Genomic DNA, 21,753 nt, shown 5'->3' with positions numbered 1-21,753 from the left:
AAGGCCCCAATATAAGGGGCCAAACTCCATTTTATTTTTTACCGCCTTTAGGGACAGCATTTCCTCGATTACCACCTGACTTGTTACCAGTGGTTCCTGGCCAGTTACCACCTGGACCTGGGTGGCTTGATGGTGGTCTAGAGTTGTTGTTATTCGCCATAATTAAATTTCCTTTAAAGTTAATATAAAAAATACTTCCTGGTTTTTGAATAAACTCAGTGAAGTCGAAACGAACTTTAAATCATGGTTAATTAATAAGATGCAGGCGTTTTGGCAACAAGAAAATTAATCGTAATATTAGTTAAGACTAAAAAGAATAAATAAACATTAAAATATATATTTATCAGCGCCTTAGTTAATCCAGGTTAATACTATCAATAAACATTGAGAAAGACTAGTTGGTACTTAAATTTCTTCTCAATCAGACTAAAAGTTATTGGCGTTGTGATCACTTTATACTCTAAAATCTAGGTATAATCTTTTTGACGGTGTTAGATATGAATACAGTGATTACCGACTGGTTCGTTGTTTCTGTTTATGATGAAAATCTGTTGATTGGTAAGGTCCTATACGGAACAGTAATTGATGACAGCAGTTGTCGATATTTAAAGGGAGATTACGTTTGCACATCTGCAATAACCGCTTTCAACTTAGAGACTAAATTAGTAAAAACTCAAACAGGCAGCCTTTATCAAATTTTAGACAATGGGCAATATGATGATATCCAACTAAGCGAGTTTGAACTATTACGCCAAGGTTGCTCTCCCCAAGAAATTAAAGCTTTTCGCTCAGCCCCTCGACACAAATTCCATTAATTATTTTCATTAAATACCGGAACACTGGCTATAAATTAATTAGGGACTATTAAACAAACACTATCACATCAGCGGTTTGATGGTGTGCTTCTAAGCGATCATTATGACTCAGATCATTTTCATCGAAATAAAGCTCAAATGGAAACCATACATTTTCATCATTAATAGCGGTTAAGCTTCGACTTGTTACTTGCGCTGAATAAACACTAGCTTCAACTAACCAAGCTTTTATTGATGGATTATTAACTTGAATAGGCTTTCTAAGTTGATATATACCTTGCTTAGGATTAGCTAGTAACTCTAAGTTCATCAAAGTTCTTATCACGAATTGCATACTTCTTTTTATGGTTGAAGTATCACCATAGTTTTCAGTAATTCTTTGCTCTAGTTGAGAATATAAAAATGAGTCATTTAATTTGGTTAACCGACCAATTTGTTCAACTACAGATTTGAAGAACGGGTATTTTGAAAGCATCATTCCCCAATGAAACACCAAATTAAATTCGCTGTACTCCATCAATAAGTTAGCAGCATCACGTTGAAAATCACTTGGGATATGTTTTGGTAATTTACTCCAAATCCCAAAAAGTAAATTACGTGTTTTATCCTTGGCTACTTGGCTAGTAAAATCAGGAGTAAGTAATAAATCAATCTTATCTTTTAACTCTTTGCCTTCAATGCCATTTGCTACCCAAGATGCTGTTTGAGCTAGCCAGTTCGACTCTAAGTGTCGATTAAAACCAATTGATACTTTCAAATTACTTCTCTTATTTTTTATTATTTCTTTCTGAACAACATCAAGTCATAACCTTGCTGATGCACTTCAAACCATTGTTTATCGATGTCTTCTGGCTGAATACTAATATCAAAAGGGAACCATACAGCATCATCAATCATATCTGACAATGTTCTGCTCATTACATCTTCACTAAATAATAATGCACATAATAGCCAATTCATTAACTTATTAGGTACTGTTAAATTATTTGGGTTTACTTGATAACTTCTGGCGTTACTTCGTAGCAAAACACCAAAATCAACCATCGTCTTAAGCACTGAACGCAGCCCACGTTTAACTGTTTCAGTGTCACCATACATCTCAATCATTCGCTTTTGCACTTGAGCGTAAGTAAATGAATCATTTAGCTTAGAGTTTCTACCTATAAACCTTGCTACATCAGCAAAAAACTTCTTTTTAGCTATCAATAAGCCCCAATGAATAATTAGAGGAATATCATGGCCCTCTTTCACGTACTCTACTGCAAATGCTGAGAACTCACTACTGACATTTTCGTTCTTATCAAACCATAACGATGTTAATTGGTTTCTCGTTTTTCCTAAGTTAACCTTGCAATTAATTAGCGGTGAAAGCATTGAATTAATTTTATCGTGTAATTCTTGTTTGCTTAGCCCTTCGGCAACCCAAAGTGCCGTTTGATCTAACCAATGAGCCTCTATATGACGACTATAATTAACCCTTTTAGACATATCTATTACAACTTTCTTTTTATAACGGCTAGCGGTACAACAACTTCATGTAAGCTGATCCCACCATGCCCAACAATTTTTTTCCCTTCTTTTACAAACGCATGAGTTCCTCTGCTTACTAATGGAAATCGTCCTTCAGGTAAGCCATATTTCTTGCCTGGCCATTTTAGCACTTTCCCGTCTAAAAGGTCATTAGAACTAGTCGCTGCATTTTCTGAATCATATATCCTAACTCGCTCACCTTTAGTTTCAGCCTTTACGCCTTCCCTCAACGCCCCACAGCCAATAGCTTCTTGATTACCGTGATCAGCAGTAATAATCACCTCATAACCAAGATCAATTAAAATGTTAATTTTTTCTTCAAATTTCCAAGTTACTATCCAGTCAGACACTACAGCATTTAGTCCTGACATTCCGGCCTTCATGCCATGCATTTGTTCATCAACAAAATTGATTACTAAGCCAAGAGCTTTAATATGACGATTAGATATCAAATCACTAAAAGATTCATTAGTTGCTCTGTCTTCAACTTTTTTTGCATACAACACTTCTTTACTAGTTAATCCATTATTTTCCCAGTATGCCTGCCATAGCTTACTTTCTTTTGATGTTGTTAAAAGTGAGTCAGCATAAAAATAAGGTTTTTTACCCGAAAACATCGACTGTCGTGAAATTGAAGTAATAGTGGGCACCCAAGCAAAACTATAATGCTCTTCCATTGTTATTCTTGAGCAGGAATTCAATGACTCTCTAAACAATGACCATTGTTGAAATCCCATGCCATCCATTACCAACAAACATATTTTTTTATCGTCTTGTACCTTTCTATTAAGCCAGTCAGGTATTTTATGCAGCATGTTAGGATGGCGAATTGCAGGTAAAGAAATTAAACCGCCAAACTTTTCAAAAAGCCATTCTTCAAAAAGATGATCAACTTTAGTATTGAGATGATTTAAAGATGTTATTTCTGAAGCTGATAACGTTTTAATTTGATGACCTAACGCATTTAACATACCAAGTTCAAAGGCATGTTCGCCCCAAATATCAGCACTTAGGTCATTAACTAATTCTTGTAAAAATACACTATTTAAACGAGCAAGTAAGTGAGAAAACCGCTTTAACTGAGATGTTCCATCTTCACTTATTATGCCTATCACAGCCCAATGATTTTTTGATATTCCTTCCATATTAACGGGTTTAAGCAAACCATCAGCAAATAAGTTATCAACATAAACTTGAACATCCTGATCGTCAAAAGGCACTATTAACTTACCTTGCGGCCATGGTGGTTCTTTTAATTCATCAACAGAAACTAATGTTTCAAGATATAGTGTCCATTGAACTTGTAAAAACTCAAAGAATTCAGCTTTACTAGGCAATAATCTATCGAAGTCCCAACCATTAAAAGTGTCATTAAGTTTTAATAATGCAATTAACCTTTGTTCTATTGCTTCAGGCATTTCACCACCGAGGTAGTGTTTTTGAATTAATAGCCTTACTAAATCCACTTCTGTTTGAATTATTTCAGGAGCAATTTTGAATATATGCCTAAGCAAGAAATCCAAACTAGCAATTCGACCTAGCTTTCCTGGGCGATAACTTGAAATGGCTTCTTTCAGTGGCTGAAAATAGACGGGTGAAATACTTCGAAGTGTTTCAACCTCTAGTTCTGGTATTATTTCATTGATATGAAAGTTGATATTGGTTGCATTGAATGTGATATCAAAAGGAATATAGTTATCTTCTATTTCAGCACATGTAATAATTAACGCTTTATTGTTGTTTTTTTCAAGCCGGCTTTCATATATAAACCTTAATGAAATAGGATCGCTATCATCAACTAATTCAACTTCAGCTTGTTCGAACCGCTCTGCAATTAAAGGCTCAAAACATAAATGTTCCGGATCTGAAATAATAAAGCATTGTTTCGCATTGAAATCTAACTTACCGAGCAATTCTTTTTGCCAATCCATCAATTATCCCTTTATCTCAAAAACAATATGAAGCGATAACTCAGGGTACACATGCTGTTTTTCATTTATTTGCTGTGACCAGTTAAGTTGTTCATCTACTAACTGGCGTAAACGATAATTTTTCACTTCAGGTAATCCTATCCTCTCTATTGCTCGTTTTCGAGCAGCAAATGAATACTCTCCTTTATCCATTTGCTCAGATAAATCAGCTTTATAATCAACTAGCATATCTTCAAAGACTAATTTTCCCTGTTCTTCTGCTACAAACCTCAGCATTTGATAAATATCTGAATTTTTCGCGGTACTGGAGCCACTGATAATTTCTACCGTACCCGAACATAACACATCCCAAATCCGATTTGAGGCTGGAGCAAAGTAACTACCATCAGGTTTAATGTAAATAGGCAAATACTTAACTTGCCTTTCATCGTTGCCTGCAAAGCGTACACTCCACAAAGACCAGTATCCAGAAGCACCTACTGGTAATGTTGGTACTCTTGCAACAGGTATTGACTGCACATCACTCCAAATAGGTAAATGAGTACATAATCCTCTAATTTTAGGGTTCTCTAAGGTAATATGCTTGAGATTAATGTTTTGCTTGGGCTTCTTTACCAACAAAGGTAATATCATTCCATAAAGCACCATCTGGCCAAGTAATATCTAAACCACCTACTAAGGATTTATCAAACTTAGCCTTAACGCCTTGTTGGTTTTGCCATAAGATATATTGCTCAACCATTGCCGAAACCCAATGCGGTAATGGGTGATTAGCCGTTTTCTGATAAGTATCAGCAAGCAACTGCTCTCCGCCAGAAAATAAATTATCTTGTGATTTTTTGTCCTTTCCTGCGTCTTGAATTGTTTTTAAGGCTTTAGCAAGTTCTTGATCCATCAAATCAGGATTTGTTAATGCCTCCATAAATAATTCATCAAATAAATGATTAGCCTCAGCAGAGTCAAGCACATCACTGGTTTTATCTACACCAAACTCTTCTAAAATCACTTGAAGCTTAGTTTCAAGTACATCACGTACCCTATGCTCAACTGTATCTTCTAAAACAAAGTTTAATGCCCTTACTACATGAGGCTGTCCTATACGATCAACCCGTCCTATCCTTTGCTCCATTCGCATCGGATTCCACGGCATATCATAATTAACAATTACGTGACAAAACTGAAGGTTTAAGCCTTCACCACCAAGATCAGTCGAAATAAGTATGCGAGTATCATCCGCAAAAGATGCTTGTACTTTTTTGCGTTCATTTAAATCCATCGAGCCATTTAAACAAACCACACTAATACCACGATCAGTAAAAAACTTAGCAAGCATTTCTTTGGGTTGGAACAAACTCAGTAAAAACTAACATTTTCAAATCAGGAGATTGTTCTTCTTGTTGCAATTTATAAAGCCAATCTAGCAATACTTCCGCTTTCGCATCGCATTCATTAGCCACACACTTTTCTGCTAGCTTTAAGAGGTGAGCTACTTCAGCTTTTTCATTCTCTAGGGCTTGCTTACTTTCAACGATTAATTCATCTAGCTGTGCTTGCCCATCTAGGTCTGCCCATTCATCTGCGAATGATAGTGGTAGCTCTTCTTCGACTACCATAGTGTCTAGGGCAATTAAGCGCCTAGATAATGTTTTAGCTATTGCAGCGCTGCTCGAACTCACCAAACGCTGCATCAAAATCATTAAAAAACCAATAGCATTTTGTTTTTTGGCTTTAGCTTGGTTATAGCCTTCTTTAATATATTCGGTGACTTCTTCATAAAGGTGGCGTTGAATAGCGTGCTTTTGTTGCCAAGCAACAGGGATTAGCTCTGTTTTTCTTGGTTTGAATAAAGGTTTTCCTTCACCATCAATTGAAATACGCTTTTCTGTGCGAACAACAAACGGTTGCACTCGCTCTTTGGTCACACTACCAATATCAGGAAACACTTCTGGATCAAGCAGTGCCATCAGACGATGGAAGGCATCACTTTTACCTTGATGTGGCGTTGCTGAAAGTAACAATAAGTAAGGGGCTGCTTCTGCTAACCCTTGCCCCAATTTATATCGAGCAACAAATTCTGTACTTCCGCCTAAGCGATGTGCCTCATCAATAACAATTAAGTCCCAACCTGCTGCAAGTAAATCATCAAATCGATGTTTATTGTATTCATGAACTTGCTTTAAAGACCAACCTTTCCGGCTTTCTATCGGTTTAATGCTATCAACTGGGCAAATGACTTGATCATGACGCAGCCAAACGTTGTCATGTTCATCAACAGGTTTTTGCTCTCCCGGTAAAAGTAAGTGAAAATTCTCATTAAAATGAGTACTCATTTCACTTACCCACTGACTAACTAAACCTTTAGGAGCACACACTAATATCCGTTTAGCCATACCTCTCAGTTTTAGCTCTCGCATTGCTAAACCAGCTTCTATTGTTTTTCCTAAACCCACTTCATCGGCCAGTAAGTAACGAATTTGTTTCCGCGACATTACCTTATTTAAGGCTTTCAACTGATGAGATAAAGGAATTACATTTGATTCAATAGGAGCAAGTAAAATATCTTCTTGTTGTGCGTTAGCTATTTTAGCGGCAACAGCAATGTAAGAAATAAAATGTTCACTAGGTTTCTGCTTGGTTATCAACGTTGACTAAGTCATCAGCAACTACTTTGACAACTGAATCTTGCTGCTGTAGCCAAACACGATAAAAACTCTGCCCCCAAAGGCCAGAGTTCTCAATGATTTTAACATGTTGCTGATGGGCTTTACTCCAAGCCCACTCTCCGACATCAAACATCCATCATTCCCTTAAAAACTAATCCCAATCATCATCATTGTTCGATGTTAGCGTTAACGCGTTATCGTAGAACATCAGCAGCTTTTCATCTTCTTGCAATACAGCAGGAGGTATCTTGGCTGAAATATCTAAAATTGTTTGTAAATCTTGCTTTTCCCGGCCAAGCATTAAATCCGGCTCTTAACGCTTCAGCACGGGGCTGTTTAATTTTTTTCTTCTCTTCTTTATATACATCAAACTCACGCAATAATGCACGAAGTCTAAGCTTTTCAATATCACCAGGCTTTACTCGGATCTGGCACATACCAACGATCTTTTGCCTTTGCAACAAGTGCAGGATCGTCTTTGGCTAATCCACGCATATCTTTAAAATTAGTAGAAAGGTAGGTATGAATCTGATTAGGAACATCTTCATTACCATCATATTTAATGTAATTCTGCTCAAGTAAAGTCATTAACTCCAATTGAAGTTCGTTCTTCTTCCATCCAGATATTTCATTTAAGAATAAAGGATGTATTTCTGAGTAAGTTTTAGGCTTTCGACTTAGCTCCTGTCTTAGCCACTCGATAGATGAAGCTTCATCATCTACAAATATGGAGATTTGTTTAACGACCTTAGAAGATGCTCTTTGTTTATCATATTTAGCGACCTGTTCAGGAGTAAAATACATTCCATCTCTTTCAGGGAACCTTACTTTCAAACCTTTTTGAAACTCAATACTTGAAATAGGTAAAGGTGCTGAATTTCGAACATAAAACGCAACCAATTGATCATAAAGTAATCGAGCATCCCGTTCAGGAACGGAAAGCAGCTCACCGTTTTGAATTTTACTTATACTTAAGTGGTTTAGATGTTCTGTAATAAACCCCCAAACAAAACCTTCACTAATAATTTCTTCAGATTTACTTTCTGCATATACCTCTTCAGGTTTATAGGCCGTAATTATTAAATCTTGTTTAACCGCTGTAGGACCAAGCATTGCATGTAGTCCTCCTCTAGTTTTATCCAAGGCAGAAACATTTGCCACAATAAAACCGGCTTCAGACAAAGCATTTTGAATGCTATTCCAAACACTAGCTTTAGTATTGGAAAACTCAACCGTCATCCATTTTCCAGGCTTCAATACATCAAATGCTGTTTGGAAGCAATCCGACATTAAGTGACGATACTCATCCAATCCTTTATTTTGATGTTTATTTTGAATAGCTTCGGGTTTTGAATTAGTAATGACTTTTAACCAAGACTCTCTCAGGATACTTAACTCTGAATACATAATATTAGCGCCAAATGGTGGATCTATAAATATGTAATCAACGGATTCTTTGTTAAGATTTAATGATTGTGTTGCTTGTGTTGTAATGCAATTTCCGCCTAAATCATTTAGAGCTTTTAGAATTTTTTTAAATTGAAACTCAAACTGATCTAAGGGGTTGTTTTCAACACTAACGGGCGGAACATATAATGTATTTGCCATTGGCCCAACTAATGCCCTTCCCCCATGTTGAGGCATATAACGATTCATTTTTGTTAATTTAGGTAACATACTTCCATAAACAAAATTTAATGTTTGGTTACCAAGTATTTCTTCAGAAAATATTGATAAACACTTCAGCATTCGCGGTGTATAGAATTCATGTACATGCTTTATACCAAATAAAAATGGATCCGATGATTTTTCTCCATCGACTATTGGCACCTTGGGAATAAATGCCAAATTATCTGTATCTAATTCAATTTTATTGAGGTTATCAAAGTCCTTCTGCTCCATTTTTTTCTCAAACCGGGTGGTTCCAACAGAGTAATTAATCTTTACCGGTACTTGTTTTTGTATAGAAGTTACTTCCCCTAATAAAGGATCAAACTCTGAAACAAACAACCTAAGAGGTTTTTGAGCATTGGAGCTTTTAGAAGGGTTTTTAGATAATTTACAATTACAGCTAGGGCACAAAAATTCAGGAGAGAATACTGTTTTTCCCCAAAGATTTAAAAACACTTGCTCAGAATAGATAATTTCCTTAGTACATTCCGGGCAACTATATACATCAGACCAAACAAAATAATTTACACAGCCTGATGTCGTACCATCTGAATGTAATGTTTCCCAATAATTACCTAAGTGCTTTCTAAGTTTATTTATTAGTTTTCTTCCTGTTTTTTCAAACAGATCTATATTAACTTCTTTATTTAATACGCTTGAAATAAAAGTCGCTGCTTGGTGACAAATCATTTAAAACAGAATTTCTTTTTCCTATTTTTGAAAAAACTTTCCACTCTCTTTCCCCATTAGAATTAATAACTTCTTCTGCGATTTCTCCATTGGAATATACTTTGTACCCCAGTGCCTCAATTTCTTCTTTTTTACCGCACAGTTGAGAAGCAACTCCAGTCATACCTGTTCCGCAAAACCCGTCAAAAACAGTATCTCCAGGGTTAGTATAATGCAGAATATACCTCATTATTGCCTTATGAGGGACTTTAGTATGATAAGAATGAGCGTTATAAACGGGATCGTTTTTCCCTTCTTTTACATCTGCTGCAAATGGACCTCTCTGATATTCATCTACATCTACTGGCTTTAAGGACTCCCAATATTCAACAAAGTCATTTAACCAAGGATTAGGGCAGGCTGTATAATATGGCGGATCAGACAGCTCAAGAATCGACTCATCAGTGCCAATAGGAAATCCTGCAATTTTTCTAAATTCAGGATCTTTTAACTTTTCACTTAAAAGTTTAGTGAAATGCCCTCTACGTGCTTCTTCGTTTTCGAAAGCTTGGCCTAAACATTCTACAGGGTCTTTTGATGATTTGATTTTTGCGTCATCTAATAATGAATCTTGTTGCATATTTTCTCTCTTAGAGGCAATTATTAATTAACTGCGCTCTAGTAAATTATTTTTGAAAAAGTTTACTCAATAACGATGCGAACTTTATCGCTATCTTGGCCTTTACAACGTTCAGCAATGAGTTGCTCAAAACGCTTACGTATATCATCAATACTCTGTGGTGTGCCTTTACCAAGGCTAGCAACGAGTTCCTCTGACGTTATTGCTACTGCAACTAATCCATCAAGTACTTTATTTACTTCTTCAATAAAGTCTTTTGTTAATGGTTCAGGCAAACATCCAGAATCGATAAAAACTGCAACTTCAGCTTTTTGTTCTGACCTCATTAAATCTAATTGGATAAATGGGTCAGCTAAGTTTGTTTGGAGTGTAGAAGTCCATTCCGTTAACATGGCATCTAATTGGTCATCTAATCTGTTCAAGCGATTACTTGCAGGTGCAAGGTCTTTATCTGTTCTTGGGTTGAATGAAACAGGGTTTGGATCTACTGCTAACATTTTACTATCAATAGCAGAAGCAGGCTGTAAATTAGCCCAATCTTCACGCCAATTTTTAACTTGATTACCCGGCAATAATGCGATGCCACTTAATAAACTTAGAGCAGTTAACCTGTCATCATTCATCAATTCTGCTTTAATTTTATCTTCAGCCAACGTTAAATGGGCGCGTTGATATAACGAAACAAACCGAGTGATATAAGATTGTTTTGCTTCAGCTAATTGTTTAAGCATTTTTTGCTTAAATTCAGTTGATTGCCTTGTGTCTTTATCAGCCAAACCTTGACGTAGTTCATGTTGAGCACTTTTAACCATTTGTTGCCAGTCATCATTTTCAGCCAATACTAATTGAGCTTTACTTAAATAGTTTGTGATTTCGATAAATTCACTTACTGTCAGCTCTAGCTGCTTATAATTATTCCAAGCGATTAAGTTTTCTTTTTGTGATGCAATATCTTCAGGTGTTGCTTTTAGATTTTTCAGTTTACCGGGTGTGTTAAAGCGTTGCATTTCTTCTAAGAAAGTCTTTGCCGATATTAACTTGTCAGTTAATAATTCAGCGTCATTTTCTTCAAGTACATGTTGTCCCCATAAAGGTAATCTACTTTTTACAGCTTGAGTATCATGTACAAGCGACTTAACTTTTTGTTCAATTTTGTCACCCATTTCTCGAACAATACTGTCATCACCTTGCTTGGATGCTAACAGCTAGCCCTTCATTCATCCCAAGCAATTCTAATAAGGCTTTGATAGCCGAAGTATTAAAATCTTTAGGTGCTTGTATATGTTTGAAGTTAATCAGGTCATTAAAATCTAATGACTTTAATAGGTCCGCATTACTTGCCGTAATGTTATTACCTACCACTGAAAGTTCTAACTCACCTGAGTAAACTAAGCTTGCTAATATAACTAACAACCACTCAGGCTCTAATCTAAATGAATTAGGTTTAAAATAAAGATTGGCATTAACTTGATCTAATAACTCGCCATTATTGACAACTTGACCATGGCCCTTATTCTTTAATATATCTAATACGGTTGCAGAAAAACGTGACTTGGTTGCTTTTAATTTATCACCATCAAGCAACTCTAATGCATCGAGAACCGCAGTGGCTCGTTTGGTTCTTGCACCACTAGATAAACTAATAAGTACATCATTAGCTGCGCCTTGCATGTTGTCACCAGTAATCCACTGGCTAAACTTAGGGTATTCTGGCGCAAGTGATTGAAAATAACCTGCAAATATATAACTAGCAACCGCTTCAAAAATATCTTTTACGTTACCGTGCTCATTGGCAGATATACCTGTGATATCTCGTACTGATGTCCCTTTTAGCCAGTCCATAATTGGTTTTGATTGGCCGTTATATTTCACTTCAAAAGCATCTGCAATATGGTTTCTTATCCACTTTTGCATATCTCTTAAATAATCATCTGCCTTTAATTTATAAGTGTTTTTGGCACTACCTGTTGCAACGCCTCTTAATTCAACAGATGCTGCATAATATTTAAGGTAACGATTAAAGTCTTCATCTCTATTCTTTAAAACAAAGAGTACTTCATCTTCACGTATGTGCTCTTTTTTCTGTTTCGGTGCATCTTCAGGTTGAATAAAGTACATGTAATAATCACGCTGAGGCTTAGCTGTTTCACGCTCATTTGGTGAACCTAAAAATAACCAACCTTGACGATTTACGTTTCTGTCAATCCATTTCAACTCATGTTGCCACATGGTGTGTACTTGTTGTGTATCTGTTTGCTCTAGAATTTCCAACATTGCCGCACGGTAAGCGCCATTGAGGCTATCATTAGCTAATTGTTCAGCTTTGGTTTCAATAATCGCATCAAAGTCTTCTGTCTTTTTAAGATCAATATAAAACTGATCATTAGCTTTGTTTTTTGAGAAAAACTGGCCATTCACTGTTTTTCTAATTTTTCCCAAAACGGTAACAATATGATTCTCTAAATTTTTACTCTTGTCTCCAGGCAAAATATCTACGGTTTTGATAAACAAACACAATGAATCTCTTAACTCTGCCGCAGTAGCCCCCATCTCTTTATAAATATCACCAACTGCCATTCTATGAATAGCTAAACCGGCAACTAGGCGTTTAGCGAACTCTTTTTCTAATGGGTTTGGTGAAGAGTATGCTTGCTCAATACGCTCAACTAAGGTTTCACCTGTTTCAATAACTTGACCTACTTCAGGGTTCGTTTTCATACTTGGCTCTGAACTTAATTCATGCCAATAGGTATCGTATGAAAAAATACCAGGAATATCTTCTGGTACTTGCTGACTTTTTAAGGCTTCCATATGATTAGATAAACTACGCAACACTTGGCGTTGTTCTAAACCAAGAATACGAACACGTTCAAAGGTATTAATATAATCAGGATGTACAGGGAACATATCAACAAAATCATCTAAGCGTTCGTTCATTTTCTCATAGTAAGGCGTGAACTTTTGTAGGTACTCTCTGATCCACTCTTTTTGTTGAGCAGTTTTTTTCAATAACCTCTCAGAAACAACAAATTTAATATCATCCCTGACGATTACAACTTCTACAGCCCTATCCGTAATACGTTTAACTTCTTTTGAAATAAAGCTTAACTTAGGATCGGCAAAAATAGCTTCCTGAACACCGGCGATAAAGCGGAAACGTGTGCCCTCGATGACTTCACCAAGGACGCGAAGCATTGCCATATCGAGCGGTAGTTCTTTGGTTGTTTCTTGAACGGAAATAATCAAGTATTTCATCACAAATTAACAGTAAGCCATGATCTGGGTATTTCTCATGAAATACCGACATCATTTCTTCAACATACTGCTTATGGTTTGATGTAATTTGATCCATCGCCGGAAATTCATAACTCACGCCTAAATCTTCTAACCCTTTGGTTAGTTGATAGGTAATGATGTCTGTTAAGTCCATCTTACTAGCGCCAATTTCAAAACGAATTACTTTGAATTTACCCGCAATTTTATCTGCGCATTCTCTCACTTCATTATTTGTTACTTGATCAACGAGATCTGGAAATTCAGCTAACGCTGAAATGACAGACATTAAATGTGATTTACCTGAGCCGTAATTACCAACGATCCATAATGCTTTTTGATCAGTAAATTCATCGTACTGAAGATGTTTGATGATGATATCGTTCAATTTTGATTTCATTTTGTCTGAAATCACATATGACGATATTAGTTTTTCCGCTTTACTATGGTCTGCGGCATCTTCCAATTCGATAGTATCTCTAACAGGTTCAAATTGGATTAATTCATTGTACGTCTTCATTCACTAACTCCTTGTTCACAAGTGGTAATTACCTGCACATCTTGAAATTCATTTAATTTATAACTTTTGTGATCTGGTAAACCTGGTTTTGCATAATTCAGAGATATGCTATCTATATCCCCAGGCCAAATAACAATTATGGGTTTCTTTTTCGCTGCATGTTGAAGCAGCTTTAATGGGTCTGCTTGTAAACTTTCTTCAAACAACACATTGATTCTTGATAAGTAGCAAATATCTTTGCTCTCTTTTACTAAGTCAGACACTAAATTATGTAAGTCACGTTCTCTATCTTTTAGGGACAATACGACTAATTTTTCTGACAATAACTTAGATGTATTATTAAACTTACCGGCAATTAACTGTGTAATAATTACATGCTCTTCACTGGGATTTAACACTAATAGAATAAGATTGCCGGATTGAAAAGAACCAAATTTAATTGCCTGTTCAATTTCAGTTTTAATATTCTCTATTTTTGTTTTATATACTTTCATAAGTGGGGGCAGTTTCCTCAGCAGAATAACCTGGGGCAATTGTTAAATTTTCTGCACCATATAGCGTTTGTCTGTTTCTCAACCAAAGCCGGTATTCACCGCCTTTTAAAGTACCATTTTTTGTGCAGTCAACATTCCAACGCCTTAGTAGATAGCCTACCGGCAGCCCTAACAGTTATTTGTAACAGCCCTTTATCCATCCCATAATCAAGTTCAATAGCTTGTGGAAACTCGACATTTGTAGGGTGTGGTACTAAATGCAAGTCCATCTTCCGCATCCATTGGTTGTCTTCTATTTCTTTTTCGAATTCTTCGATTGGGCTATCAAGCAAAGTAACCTTTGAAATACGAGTAATGACAAAATCTCGAAACGAGTTTGTATTTCTGTCAAAAGATCGAACATGCCAACGAAGGCCATTATCGACAATTGTATGTGGAATAATTTCTCTGGCTTTTGATCCAGATGATAATGATGTGTAAATAATTGAAATTGCTTTTTTATTTATTACTGCCTGTACTAGTTTAGCGACAATATTAATATCAGGGACATTAAGTTGTAGTGGTGCATCCACAGGAAAAGCGACTTCCATTACACCATCAAAGCCATCACTTATTTTATTCGCTAACTTCGCTAGCGTTTTACGGGATTCATATTCAAAAAGTGATTTAAACTGCTTTGTTTGTAAGTAAGTTTTGGTTGGGTTATCAAATTCTATATTCTTGGCAGCAAGTTCTCGATAAAGAGCAATATCGCGAGTCGCATTTGCCATGCCCATCTCAAATTTACTTGTTAGGTCACTTCGAGTGAATGAACCTTTAAACATTAGCAAAAAATCTATAAATGCCAACCGTTGCTTTTGTGCATAGTTAAAATCAGAAACTTTTTTATTATTGTTATTATTCATAATTTTCTTAAGCGCATTAAAATTGAGTAAAAAACATAATCAATTTGATTAGAACAAAATACTACTCCGTTTTATAATAAAATCAATCGTAAATACGTTGTATTTTGTTATTTCTGTCGGAAGGGTTTTACTCATCAGGAAACAACCAATGCCAGAAGCCGTTCCAGGCTTTTACAATTAGGTAGACTATAAAAATAGCCCATAGAATATTAAATATGAAACCTAGCAGGTCAGATATGCCATCCATGCTTCATCCCTTAACCTTCAACAACAGGAAAACATGGTTCTCCCCATAGTTCATTAGCACTATCCATCATGATTTTAATGATAGATGGTACAAACTTACTCATGAAAGCAACTGCATCACGCATCTGGTCTCTATTAACAGCACTATTCCATGTGGCACCACCATGCATAGTCTGGTTACGTAAGGTGTATAAACGAGAAAAGATAACCGAAAGTACGGCTGAAGTGTTTTTATGGCCTAGTGCTTTGTGTGCAAAGGCATTAGCTGTTTTAAAATCATCTTGCCATTGAGCTTCGGTTTTCTTTTGATTTTGATAATCCCAGAAGGGTTTGGAAAACATATTGATTACTAAGAAGCACACGAATACTGCTAGTAAATTCCTTCCAAACTAAATCGGATAGTAAGTTGCCTTCATCTAGCTGACATAATCTATCAATAAAATTTCGAAAGGTTTCTTGCTCGGTAAAGCGATGGTGGTCATCTATTTCATTGGCATAGGCTGCATTGAAGGCTATCCACAGAAAAATGAATTGCCCATCTAAATCACCTTCAGCTCGCTCTGCACGATCTAACCAACTTAAAGATCGATGTACTCGAAGGCTTAAGTTTATTGGGTAGTTATCTCGTTCTTTACGTTGACGGTCTTTTAGATTTTTATACGTTAAAATCATAAATACTTCCCTGTGTTATATGCTAGATATCCTATAATCACTTAATAGTATTAATTAGCAAACTCTATTTACTAATTATTTTGATTTAAAAAACAAAAAAGCGAACTATAATAGTTCGCTTTTAAATTAAGTATGTGACTAAATTTTGGGAGAATTAAACTTTAGTCACTTTTAATAGGGTTAACAATTTTAAAAATCTGCCGTAAATCGGTATCTTCTGCTTCTTGAATCAACGCTGTATTTGCTAAATCAAAGAATTCTTCCACAATTTTTTTAATTTCATCATTGTGTTTCACTGTCAATTTAGTTTTATTAACAAAATTTGAAGTTAAAAACACACTCTCTATATACTCGTTTAAGTCATCAAACCCTACATCCATGCTGTCTACAAAAAACACATAGTCAGCATCAATTTTCTGGGTTTCAAAAAACAACCCTACCTGAAGGCGTGCAAATTCAAACTCTTTAAGTATTTCATAAGTTAAATGAAGTAAATATTTATATTGTTCTATACTGAAGTTGTTCTGACCTATGAGGTGCTCTAGCTCTGACTTTAATTGGTTATGATAACCACAAAAATTATTCATGTTTCTACCTTTATATTATTTTTTGATTAGATCTCCTTACGATTAATTCCTGTAACTATTTTCTAATAAAAAATAATGAAAATCTATACTAAGCTACTAATATAAAAGGTATTAAATGAAAAAAGCGAACTTTTAAAGTTCGCTTTTGAATATGTTTGACTAGAGTTTCCAACTAGATTTATTAGTTTCCAACTAGATCAGATCGGTTTCCAACTAGAATTGTCGTGATCAACAGTTAACTAATCAATATAACTATCAATTGGAGGACATGAACAAATTAAATTACGATCCCCGTATACATCATCAATACGGTTTACCGTTGGCCAGAATTTGTTTTTGGCAACACCGGCGATAGGGAATACGGCTTCTTGAACCGTGTATCCACGATCCCAAACCGCTGTAATATCAGCTAACGTATGCGGTGCATTTTGTAGTGGGTTGTTGTTTAATTCCCACTCGCCTGACTCAACTTTACGTACTTCATTACGAATACTGGTCATTGCTTCTACAAAACGGTCCGGCTCAACTTTAGACTCAGACTCTGTTGGTTCAATCATGAACGTGCCTGCAACAGGGAACGACATGGTTGGTGCATGGAAACCGTAATCGATTAAACGCTTAGCAATATCAACTTCTGTAATACCTGATGTTGCTTTAAGTGGGCGTAAATCAATAATACATTCATGAGCAACACGGCCGTTATTACCTGTGTATAACAGTGGGTAATGTGCGCTTAGTTTAGTTGCTACGTAGTTAGCGTTAGTAATGGCAAATTTACTTGCCTCGGTAACACCTTTTTTACCTAGCATTGCTACGTAAAGGTAAGAGATGCATAAAATACCTGCACTACCAAAGGGTGCAGCAGAAACCGCGCCGTTACCTTTAGTTTCTTCACTTACGTTGATAATGGCATGATCCGGTAAAAACGGTGCTAAATGTGCTTTAACGCCGATAGGACCCATACCTGGACCGCCACCGCCATGTGGAATAGCAAATGTTTTATGTAAGTTAAGGTGTGAAACATCAGCGCCAATATGACCTGGCGATGTTAAACCAACTTGTGCGTTCATGTTTGCGCCGTCAAGGTAAACTTGACCTCCGTGAGCATGAATAATTTCACAAATTTCAGCAATAGTCGTTTCATAAACACCGTGGGTTGACGGGTAAGTGATCATGATACAGGCAAGGTTATCTGCTAATTCTTCTGCTTTGGTTTTTAGGTCATTCATGTCAACGTTGCCTTGTTTATCACAAGCCACAACCACAACTTTCATACCCACCATGTTTGCTGATGCAGGGTTAGTTCCGTGTGCAGACGCAGGAATTAAACAAATATTACGATGCGAATCACCACGGCTTTCATGGTATTTAACAATTGAGATTAAACCCGCGTACTCACCTTGTGCACCTGAGTTAGGTTGCATAGACATTTTGTCGTAACCAGTTAACTCAACTAACCAATCGGCTAGTTCGTCAATCATTTTCTTGTAACCTTGCGCTTGGTCCATGGGTGCAAATGGGTGCATGTTTGCAAATTCAGGCCATGATACTGGAATCATTTGCGCTGTTGCATTTAACTTCATAGTACAAGAGCCTAGAGATATCATTGAATGGTTCAATGCTAAATCTTTGTTCTCAAGTCGTTTGATATAACGCAGCATTTCTGTTTCGCTGTGGTATGAGTTAAATACTGGGTGAGTTAGAATTTCAGACTCACGTACTAGTGATCTTTGAATTGACGAGTGACTTGAAGCAACAATTTGTTGATCTAATTCGGCAACGTCTAAACCATGACCTTCACCTAATAAAATATCAAATAAGGCGGCGATATTTTCACGTGTTGTTGTTTCATCAAGTGAAATACTGATTTGACCGTCAACATCAGTGCGGAAGTTAGCGCTTGCTGCTAATGCACGTGCTACCACAGCTTCTTTTTGAGCTGCGTCGACATTAAACGTTAGTGTGTCAAAATAGTTGGCATGTACAGCGACTAAGCCTTTCGATGCTGTTCCTAAACATAAAATATCAGCAAAACGATGAATACGGTTCGCAATAGTTTTTAAACCTTTCGGGCCATGATAAACCGCATAAAATGCAGCCATATTGGCTAATAATACTTGTGCTGTACAAATATTGGAGTTGGCTTTTTCGCGGCGAATATGTTGTTCACGTGTTTGCATCGCCATACGTAGTGCACTGTTACCACGAGTGTCTTTTGACACACCAATAATTCTGCCAGGTAACGAACGCTTGTATTTATCGGTGGTAAAAAAGGCAGCGTGTGGGCCACCGTAACCCATAGGAACACCAAAACGTTGGCTTGAACCAATTACCGCATCAGCACCTAATTCGCCAGGCGCTTTTAGTAATACTAAGCTCATAATATCGGCAGCAACAGCAACAATACCTTTATTGGCTTGAATGTTTGCAATGAGTTCGCTGATATCGGTTACTTCGCCTGAAGCACCTGGATATTGTATAAGTGCGCCAAAAATATCGTGTTCAGTCGCTTCTGCTGCCGGAGCAACAATAATGTCAAAATCAAACATGTCTGCACGTTGCTTAACAACGTCGATAGTTTGTGGGTAAACATCGTCTGAGATGAAGAATAGGTTTGATTTTTTATTTTTAGAAACACGTTTAGCCAGTGCCATGGCTTCTGCCGCTGCTGTGCCTTCATCTAATAATGATGCACTTGCCAATGGTAAACCGGTTAGGTCAATACACATTTGTTGATAATTAAGTAGTGATTCTAATCGACCTTGGGCAATTTCAGGTTGATAAGGGGTATATGCTGTATACCAACCTGGATTTTCTAAAACATTACGGGTGATAACGTTAGGTGTTAATGTACCGTAGTAACCTAGACCTATGTAGGAAGTGTTAATTTTATTTAAACTAGCAACCGCTTTTAAATCTGCTAATGCTTGTACTTCTGTTTTACTGTCACCAATAGCGGGTAACGCTGCTAAACGAATATTCTGGGGTACAATTTCATCAATTAAAGCATTAACTGATTCAACGCCCATATCATTGAGCATGGTTTGTGTTTGTGCTTCATTTGGTCCAATGTGGCGACGAATAAAATCTTGTGTTTGCTCTAATTGAGCCAACGACAATGAAGCAAGTTGGTTAACAGGTAATTGAGAAGTCATAACAGTTTCACTTAAATAATTTACTTATATAGACAAAAGAAAGCCTCATATTCTTACTAGAAAAAAGAGGCTTAGTACTAGGTAGTAATCTTTTAGCTTGGTAATTAATGGTTAGGTAAAACCTTTAACTTGATTGCCAAGGCTAAATGTTTTCGTAAACAGTTTTTGTTTAGGCAGGCGCTGACATTAAACATCAAATAAGCTTAGTGTAAAAAGCATTGAAACGAATAATAAAACCAATGCAGCATAAACGCTGATTGTTATCGAAAATTAGTCTTCATCGATTGAAGTGGCGTAGCCTTCAGCATCAAGTAGGTTAGCTAACTCACTTGCATCTTCAATTTTAATTTTAAATAACCAACCGCTACCGTAGGCATCTGAGTTTACTAATTCTGGTGCATCTTCCGGCTCTTCATTCACTTCTACAACCTCACCTGTAACAGGTGCATATATATCAGAAGCCGCTTTTACTGATTCAGCCACACAAATATCATCACCCGTGCTCACGTTATCGCCAACATCAGGTAATTCAACAAATACCATATCGCCTAATAAATCTTGCGCATGTTCAGTAATACCAACAGTAACAATACCGTTTTCTTCTTCACGTACCCATTCATGTGTTGTTGCATATTTTAATTCTGAAGGAATGTTGCTCATTTTTATTTTTCCTATAAAGGTTATAAATTAAATTTGTTTTGATCGTTAAGTAATACGTTTAGATGCTCATTAACTGCATTGTTAATATAGAGCATCTGTTTATATTTTCAATTAAAAAACCTTTACGCCATTTCGAACAAAGCTAGGTTTAGTTACTTGCACTTTTACATTCTTTTTACGCATTTCTACTTCAATAATATCGCCTACTTTCACGCTACGTGGTACACGGGCTAACGCAACACTGTGTCCTAGTGTTGGTGAGAAGGTACCTGATGTGATTTCTCCGTTACCAAATTCAGTAACAACCACTTGATGAGAACGTAGTACGCCTTTTTCTTCTAAGACTAAACCAACAAGTTTGGGCTGATCATTAGCCGCTTTTTGCGCGGTTAATACGTCACGGCCAATAAAGTCGCGATCTTCAGGTTCCCGACTAATAGTCCAGGCCATATTAGCAGCCAATGGTGATACGGTTTCGTCCATATCTAAGCCATATAAGTTCATGCCTGCTTCTAATCGTAGTGTGTCACGTGCACCTAATCCACAAGGAGCAACACCTAAATCAATGAGTTTTTGCCAAAAACTTTCGGCAGCAGTTTCAGGCACTATGATTTCGTAACCGTCTTCGCCTGTGTAACCCGTTGTGGCAATAAATAAATCACCTACTTGCACACCAAAAAATGGCTTCATGCCTTCAACGGCTACAATTTGTGCGGGTGTTAATAAGTTAGCAACTTTAGCTTTTGCTTCCGGACCTTGTACGGCAATCATGCCAAATTCAGGACGTTCGGTTATGGTAGCATCAAAACCGGCTAGCTGTTTTGTCATCCACGCAAGATCTTTTTCACGGGTCGCTGAGTTAACCACTAAGCGGTAATTGGTGTCAGAGAAGAAATAAATGATCAAATCATCAATCACGCCACCTTCTTCGTTTAACATACCTGTGTATAGTGCTTTGCCTGCAACAGTTAATTTTGCAACATCGTTAATCACTAAACGACGTAAAAAAGCTTTAGCGTCTGGGCCTTGTACGTCAACAATAGTCATATGAGAAACATCAAACATACCGACATGTTGACGAACAGCATTATGTTCTTCTATTTGTGAGCCATAGTTAATTGGCATTTCCCGACCGTGAAAATCAACCATTTTAGCGCCAGCGGCTAAGTGTTTTGCATGTAATACGGTTTTATTTGTCATACGTCATTCCTAAAGAAGTCATACTTAAAGCGTTCAAACCTCAAACAGTCGTCACTAAAACAGTCAAGGTGCTCTTAAAATTCCGGCTAATTATAGCCGCTGAATTATGCTTATTCAACAAA

The 21,753-nt window shown here is 36.7% G+C and carries 22 protein-coding genes and 1 pseudogene; 1 reads left to right on the top strand and 22 read right to left on the bottom strand.

From position 1 onward, the window contains the following. Positions 1-31: 31 nt before the first annotated feature. Positions 32-160: a hypothetical protein gene (locus tag L3081_RS27340; protein WP_274620659.1), complete on the bottom strand. Its 129-nt coding sequence runs from the start codon at positions 158-160 to the stop codon at positions 32-34. Positions 161-497: 337 nt separating this feature from the next. Between L3081_RS27340 and L3081_RS19340 the strand changes: the two genes are divergently transcribed. Beyond that, a complete protein-coding gene (locus L3081_RS19340) occupies positions 498-815 on the top strand; it encodes a hypothetical protein (RefSeq protein WP_242287858.1) in 318 nt (105 codons plus the stop codon). Between the two features lie 49 nt (positions 816-864). On the opposite strand, the gene L3081_RS19335 is transcribed toward L3081_RS19340, so the two are convergent. The 21 genes and pseudogenes from L3081_RS19335 to gcvT all read right to left on the bottom strand — a co-directional run bounded on the left by L3081_RS19335 (position 865) and on the right by gcvT (position 21,631). After that, complete coding sequence (locus L3081_RS19335) at positions 865-1,572, bottom strand: hypothetical protein (protein ID WP_242287856.1); 708 nt, start codon at positions 1,570-1,572, stop codon at positions 865-867. A gap of 20 nt (positions 1,573-1,592) precedes the next feature. Then, complete coding sequence (locus tag L3081_RS19330; RefSeq protein WP_242287855.1) at positions 1,593-2,303, bottom strand: hypothetical protein; 711 nt, start codon at positions 2,301-2,303, stop codon at positions 1,593-1,595. A gap of 5 nt (positions 2,304-2,308) precedes the next feature. Further along, positions 2,309-4,276, bottom strand: coding sequence for a BREX-3 system phosphatase PglZ (gene pglZ / locus L3081_RS19325; RefSeq protein WP_242287853.1), 1,968 nt, complete (start codon positions 4,274-4,276; stop codon positions 2,309-2,311). Positions 4,277-4,279: 3 nt separating this feature from the next. Further along, a complete protein-coding gene (locus tag L3081_RS19320; RefSeq protein WP_242287851.1) occupies positions 4,280-4,795 on the bottom strand; it encodes a hypothetical protein in 516 nt (171 codons plus the stop codon). 70 nt (positions 4,796-4,865) lie between these two features. Next, positions 4,866-5,609, bottom strand: coding sequence for a helicase-related protein (locus L3081_RS19315; protein ID WP_242287849.1), 744 nt, complete (start codon positions 5,607-5,609; stop codon positions 4,866-4,868). Next, entirely contained in the window at positions 5,599-6,918 is a 1,320-nt protein-coding gene (locus L3081_RS19310) for a DEAD/DEAH box helicase (RefSeq protein ID WP_242287847.1), read from the bottom strand. Before L3081_RS19310 ends, L3081_RS19315 begins: the two co-directional genes overlap by 11 nt. Beyond that, positions 6,896-7,072, bottom strand: coding sequence for a hypothetical protein (locus tag L3081_RS19305; RefSeq protein ID WP_242287845.1), 177 nt, complete (start codon positions 7,070-7,072; stop codon positions 6,896-6,898). Before L3081_RS19305 ends, L3081_RS19310 begins: the two co-directional genes overlap by 23 nt. Before the next feature lie 18 nt (positions 7,073-7,090). Further along, positions 7,091-7,240, bottom strand: coding sequence for a hypothetical protein (locus L3081_RS19300; protein WP_242287843.1), 150 nt, complete (start codon positions 7,238-7,240; stop codon positions 7,091-7,093). 107 nt (positions 7,241-7,347) lie between these two features. Then, the gene (locus tag L3081_RS19295) at positions 7,348-9,300 is read right to left on the bottom strand and encodes a hypothetical protein (protein WP_242287841.1); all 1,953 of its coding nucleotides are present in this window, start codon (positions 9,298-9,300) and stop codon (positions 7,348-7,350) included. Beyond that, the gene (locus tag L3081_RS19290) at positions 9,254-9,919 is read right to left on the bottom strand and encodes a DNA methyltransferase (protein ID WP_242287839.1); all 666 of its coding nucleotides are present in this window, start codon (positions 9,917-9,919) and stop codon (positions 9,254-9,256) included. The genes L3081_RS19295 and L3081_RS19290 overlap by 47 nt, the downstream gene beginning before the upstream one ends. Positions 9,920-9,981: 62 nt before the next feature. Further along, entirely contained in the window at positions 9,982-11,082 is a 1,101-nt protein-coding gene (locus L3081_RS27335; protein ID WP_274620658.1) for a DUF6079 domain-containing protein, read from the bottom strand. A gap of 19 nt (positions 11,083-11,101) precedes the next feature. After that, entirely contained in the window at positions 11,102-13,165 is a 2,064-nt protein-coding gene (locus L3081_RS27330) for a DUF6079 family protein (RefSeq protein ID WP_274620657.1), read from the bottom strand. After that, the gene (locus L3081_RS27325) at positions 13,095-13,712 is read right to left on the bottom strand and encodes a DUF6079 family protein (RefSeq protein ID WP_274620656.1); all 618 of its coding nucleotides are present in this window, start codon (positions 13,710-13,712) and stop codon (positions 13,095-13,097) included. The genes L3081_RS27330 and L3081_RS27325 overlap by 71 nt, the downstream gene beginning before the upstream one ends. Continuing rightward, the gene (gene brxF / locus L3081_RS19280) at positions 13,709-14,206 is read right to left on the bottom strand and encodes a BREX-3 system P-loop-containing protein BrxF (protein WP_242287837.1); all 498 of its coding nucleotides are present in this window, start codon (positions 14,204-14,206) and stop codon (positions 13,709-13,711) included. Before brxF ends, L3081_RS27325 begins: the two co-directional genes overlap by 4 nt. Next, positions 14,193-15,111: pseudogene (locus L3081_RS19275) on the bottom strand (WYL domain-containing protein). The gene brxF and the pseudogene L3081_RS19275 overlap by 14 nt, the downstream one beginning before the upstream one ends. Positions 15,112-15,368: 257 nt before the next feature. Next, the gene (locus tag L3081_RS19270) at positions 15,369-15,698 is read right to left on the bottom strand and encodes a hypothetical protein (RefSeq protein ID WP_242287835.1); all 330 of its coding nucleotides are present in this window, start codon (positions 15,696-15,698) and stop codon (positions 15,369-15,371) included. After that, the gene (locus tag L3081_RS19265; RefSeq protein WP_242287833.1) at positions 15,634-16,029 is read right to left on the bottom strand and encodes a HEPN domain-containing protein; all 396 of its coding nucleotides are present in this window, start codon (positions 16,027-16,029) and stop codon (positions 15,634-15,636) included. The genes L3081_RS19270 and L3081_RS19265 overlap by 65 nt, the downstream gene beginning before the upstream one ends. Before the next feature lie 161 nt (positions 16,030-16,190). Next, on the bottom strand, positions 16,191-16,616 hold the full coding sequence (locus L3081_RS19260; protein WP_242287831.1) for a hypothetical protein: 426 nt from the start codon (positions 16,614-16,616) through the stop codon (positions 16,191-16,193). A 239-nt stretch (positions 16,617-16,855) separates the two neighbouring features. Beyond that, positions 16,856-19,771, bottom strand: a complete 2,916-nt coding sequence (gene gcvP, locus L3081_RS19255) for an aminomethyl-transferring glycine dehydrogenase (protein ID WP_242287829.1) — start codon at positions 19,769-19,771, stop codon at positions 16,856-16,858. 270 nt (positions 19,772-20,041) lie between these two features. After that, positions 20,042-20,431: a glycine cleavage system protein GcvH gene (gene gcvH / locus L3081_RS19250; protein WP_242287827.1), complete on the bottom strand. Its 390-nt coding sequence runs from the start codon at positions 20,429-20,431 to the stop codon at positions 20,042-20,044. A 111-nt stretch (positions 20,432-20,542) separates the two neighbouring features. Continuing rightward, entirely contained in the window at positions 20,543-21,631 is a 1,089-nt protein-coding gene (gene gcvT / locus L3081_RS19245; protein ID WP_242287824.1) for a glycine cleavage system aminomethyltransferase GcvT, read from the bottom strand. Positions 21,632-21,753 lie beyond the last annotated feature (122 nt).

The sequence above is a fragment of the Colwellia maritima genome, from assembly GCF_022669015.1.
Classification (GTDB): domain Bacteria; phylum Pseudomonadota; class Gammaproteobacteria; order Enterobacterales; family Alteromonadaceae; genus Colwellia; species Colwellia maritima.
This window is presented reverse-complemented; position numbering and strand designations above follow the sequence as displayed.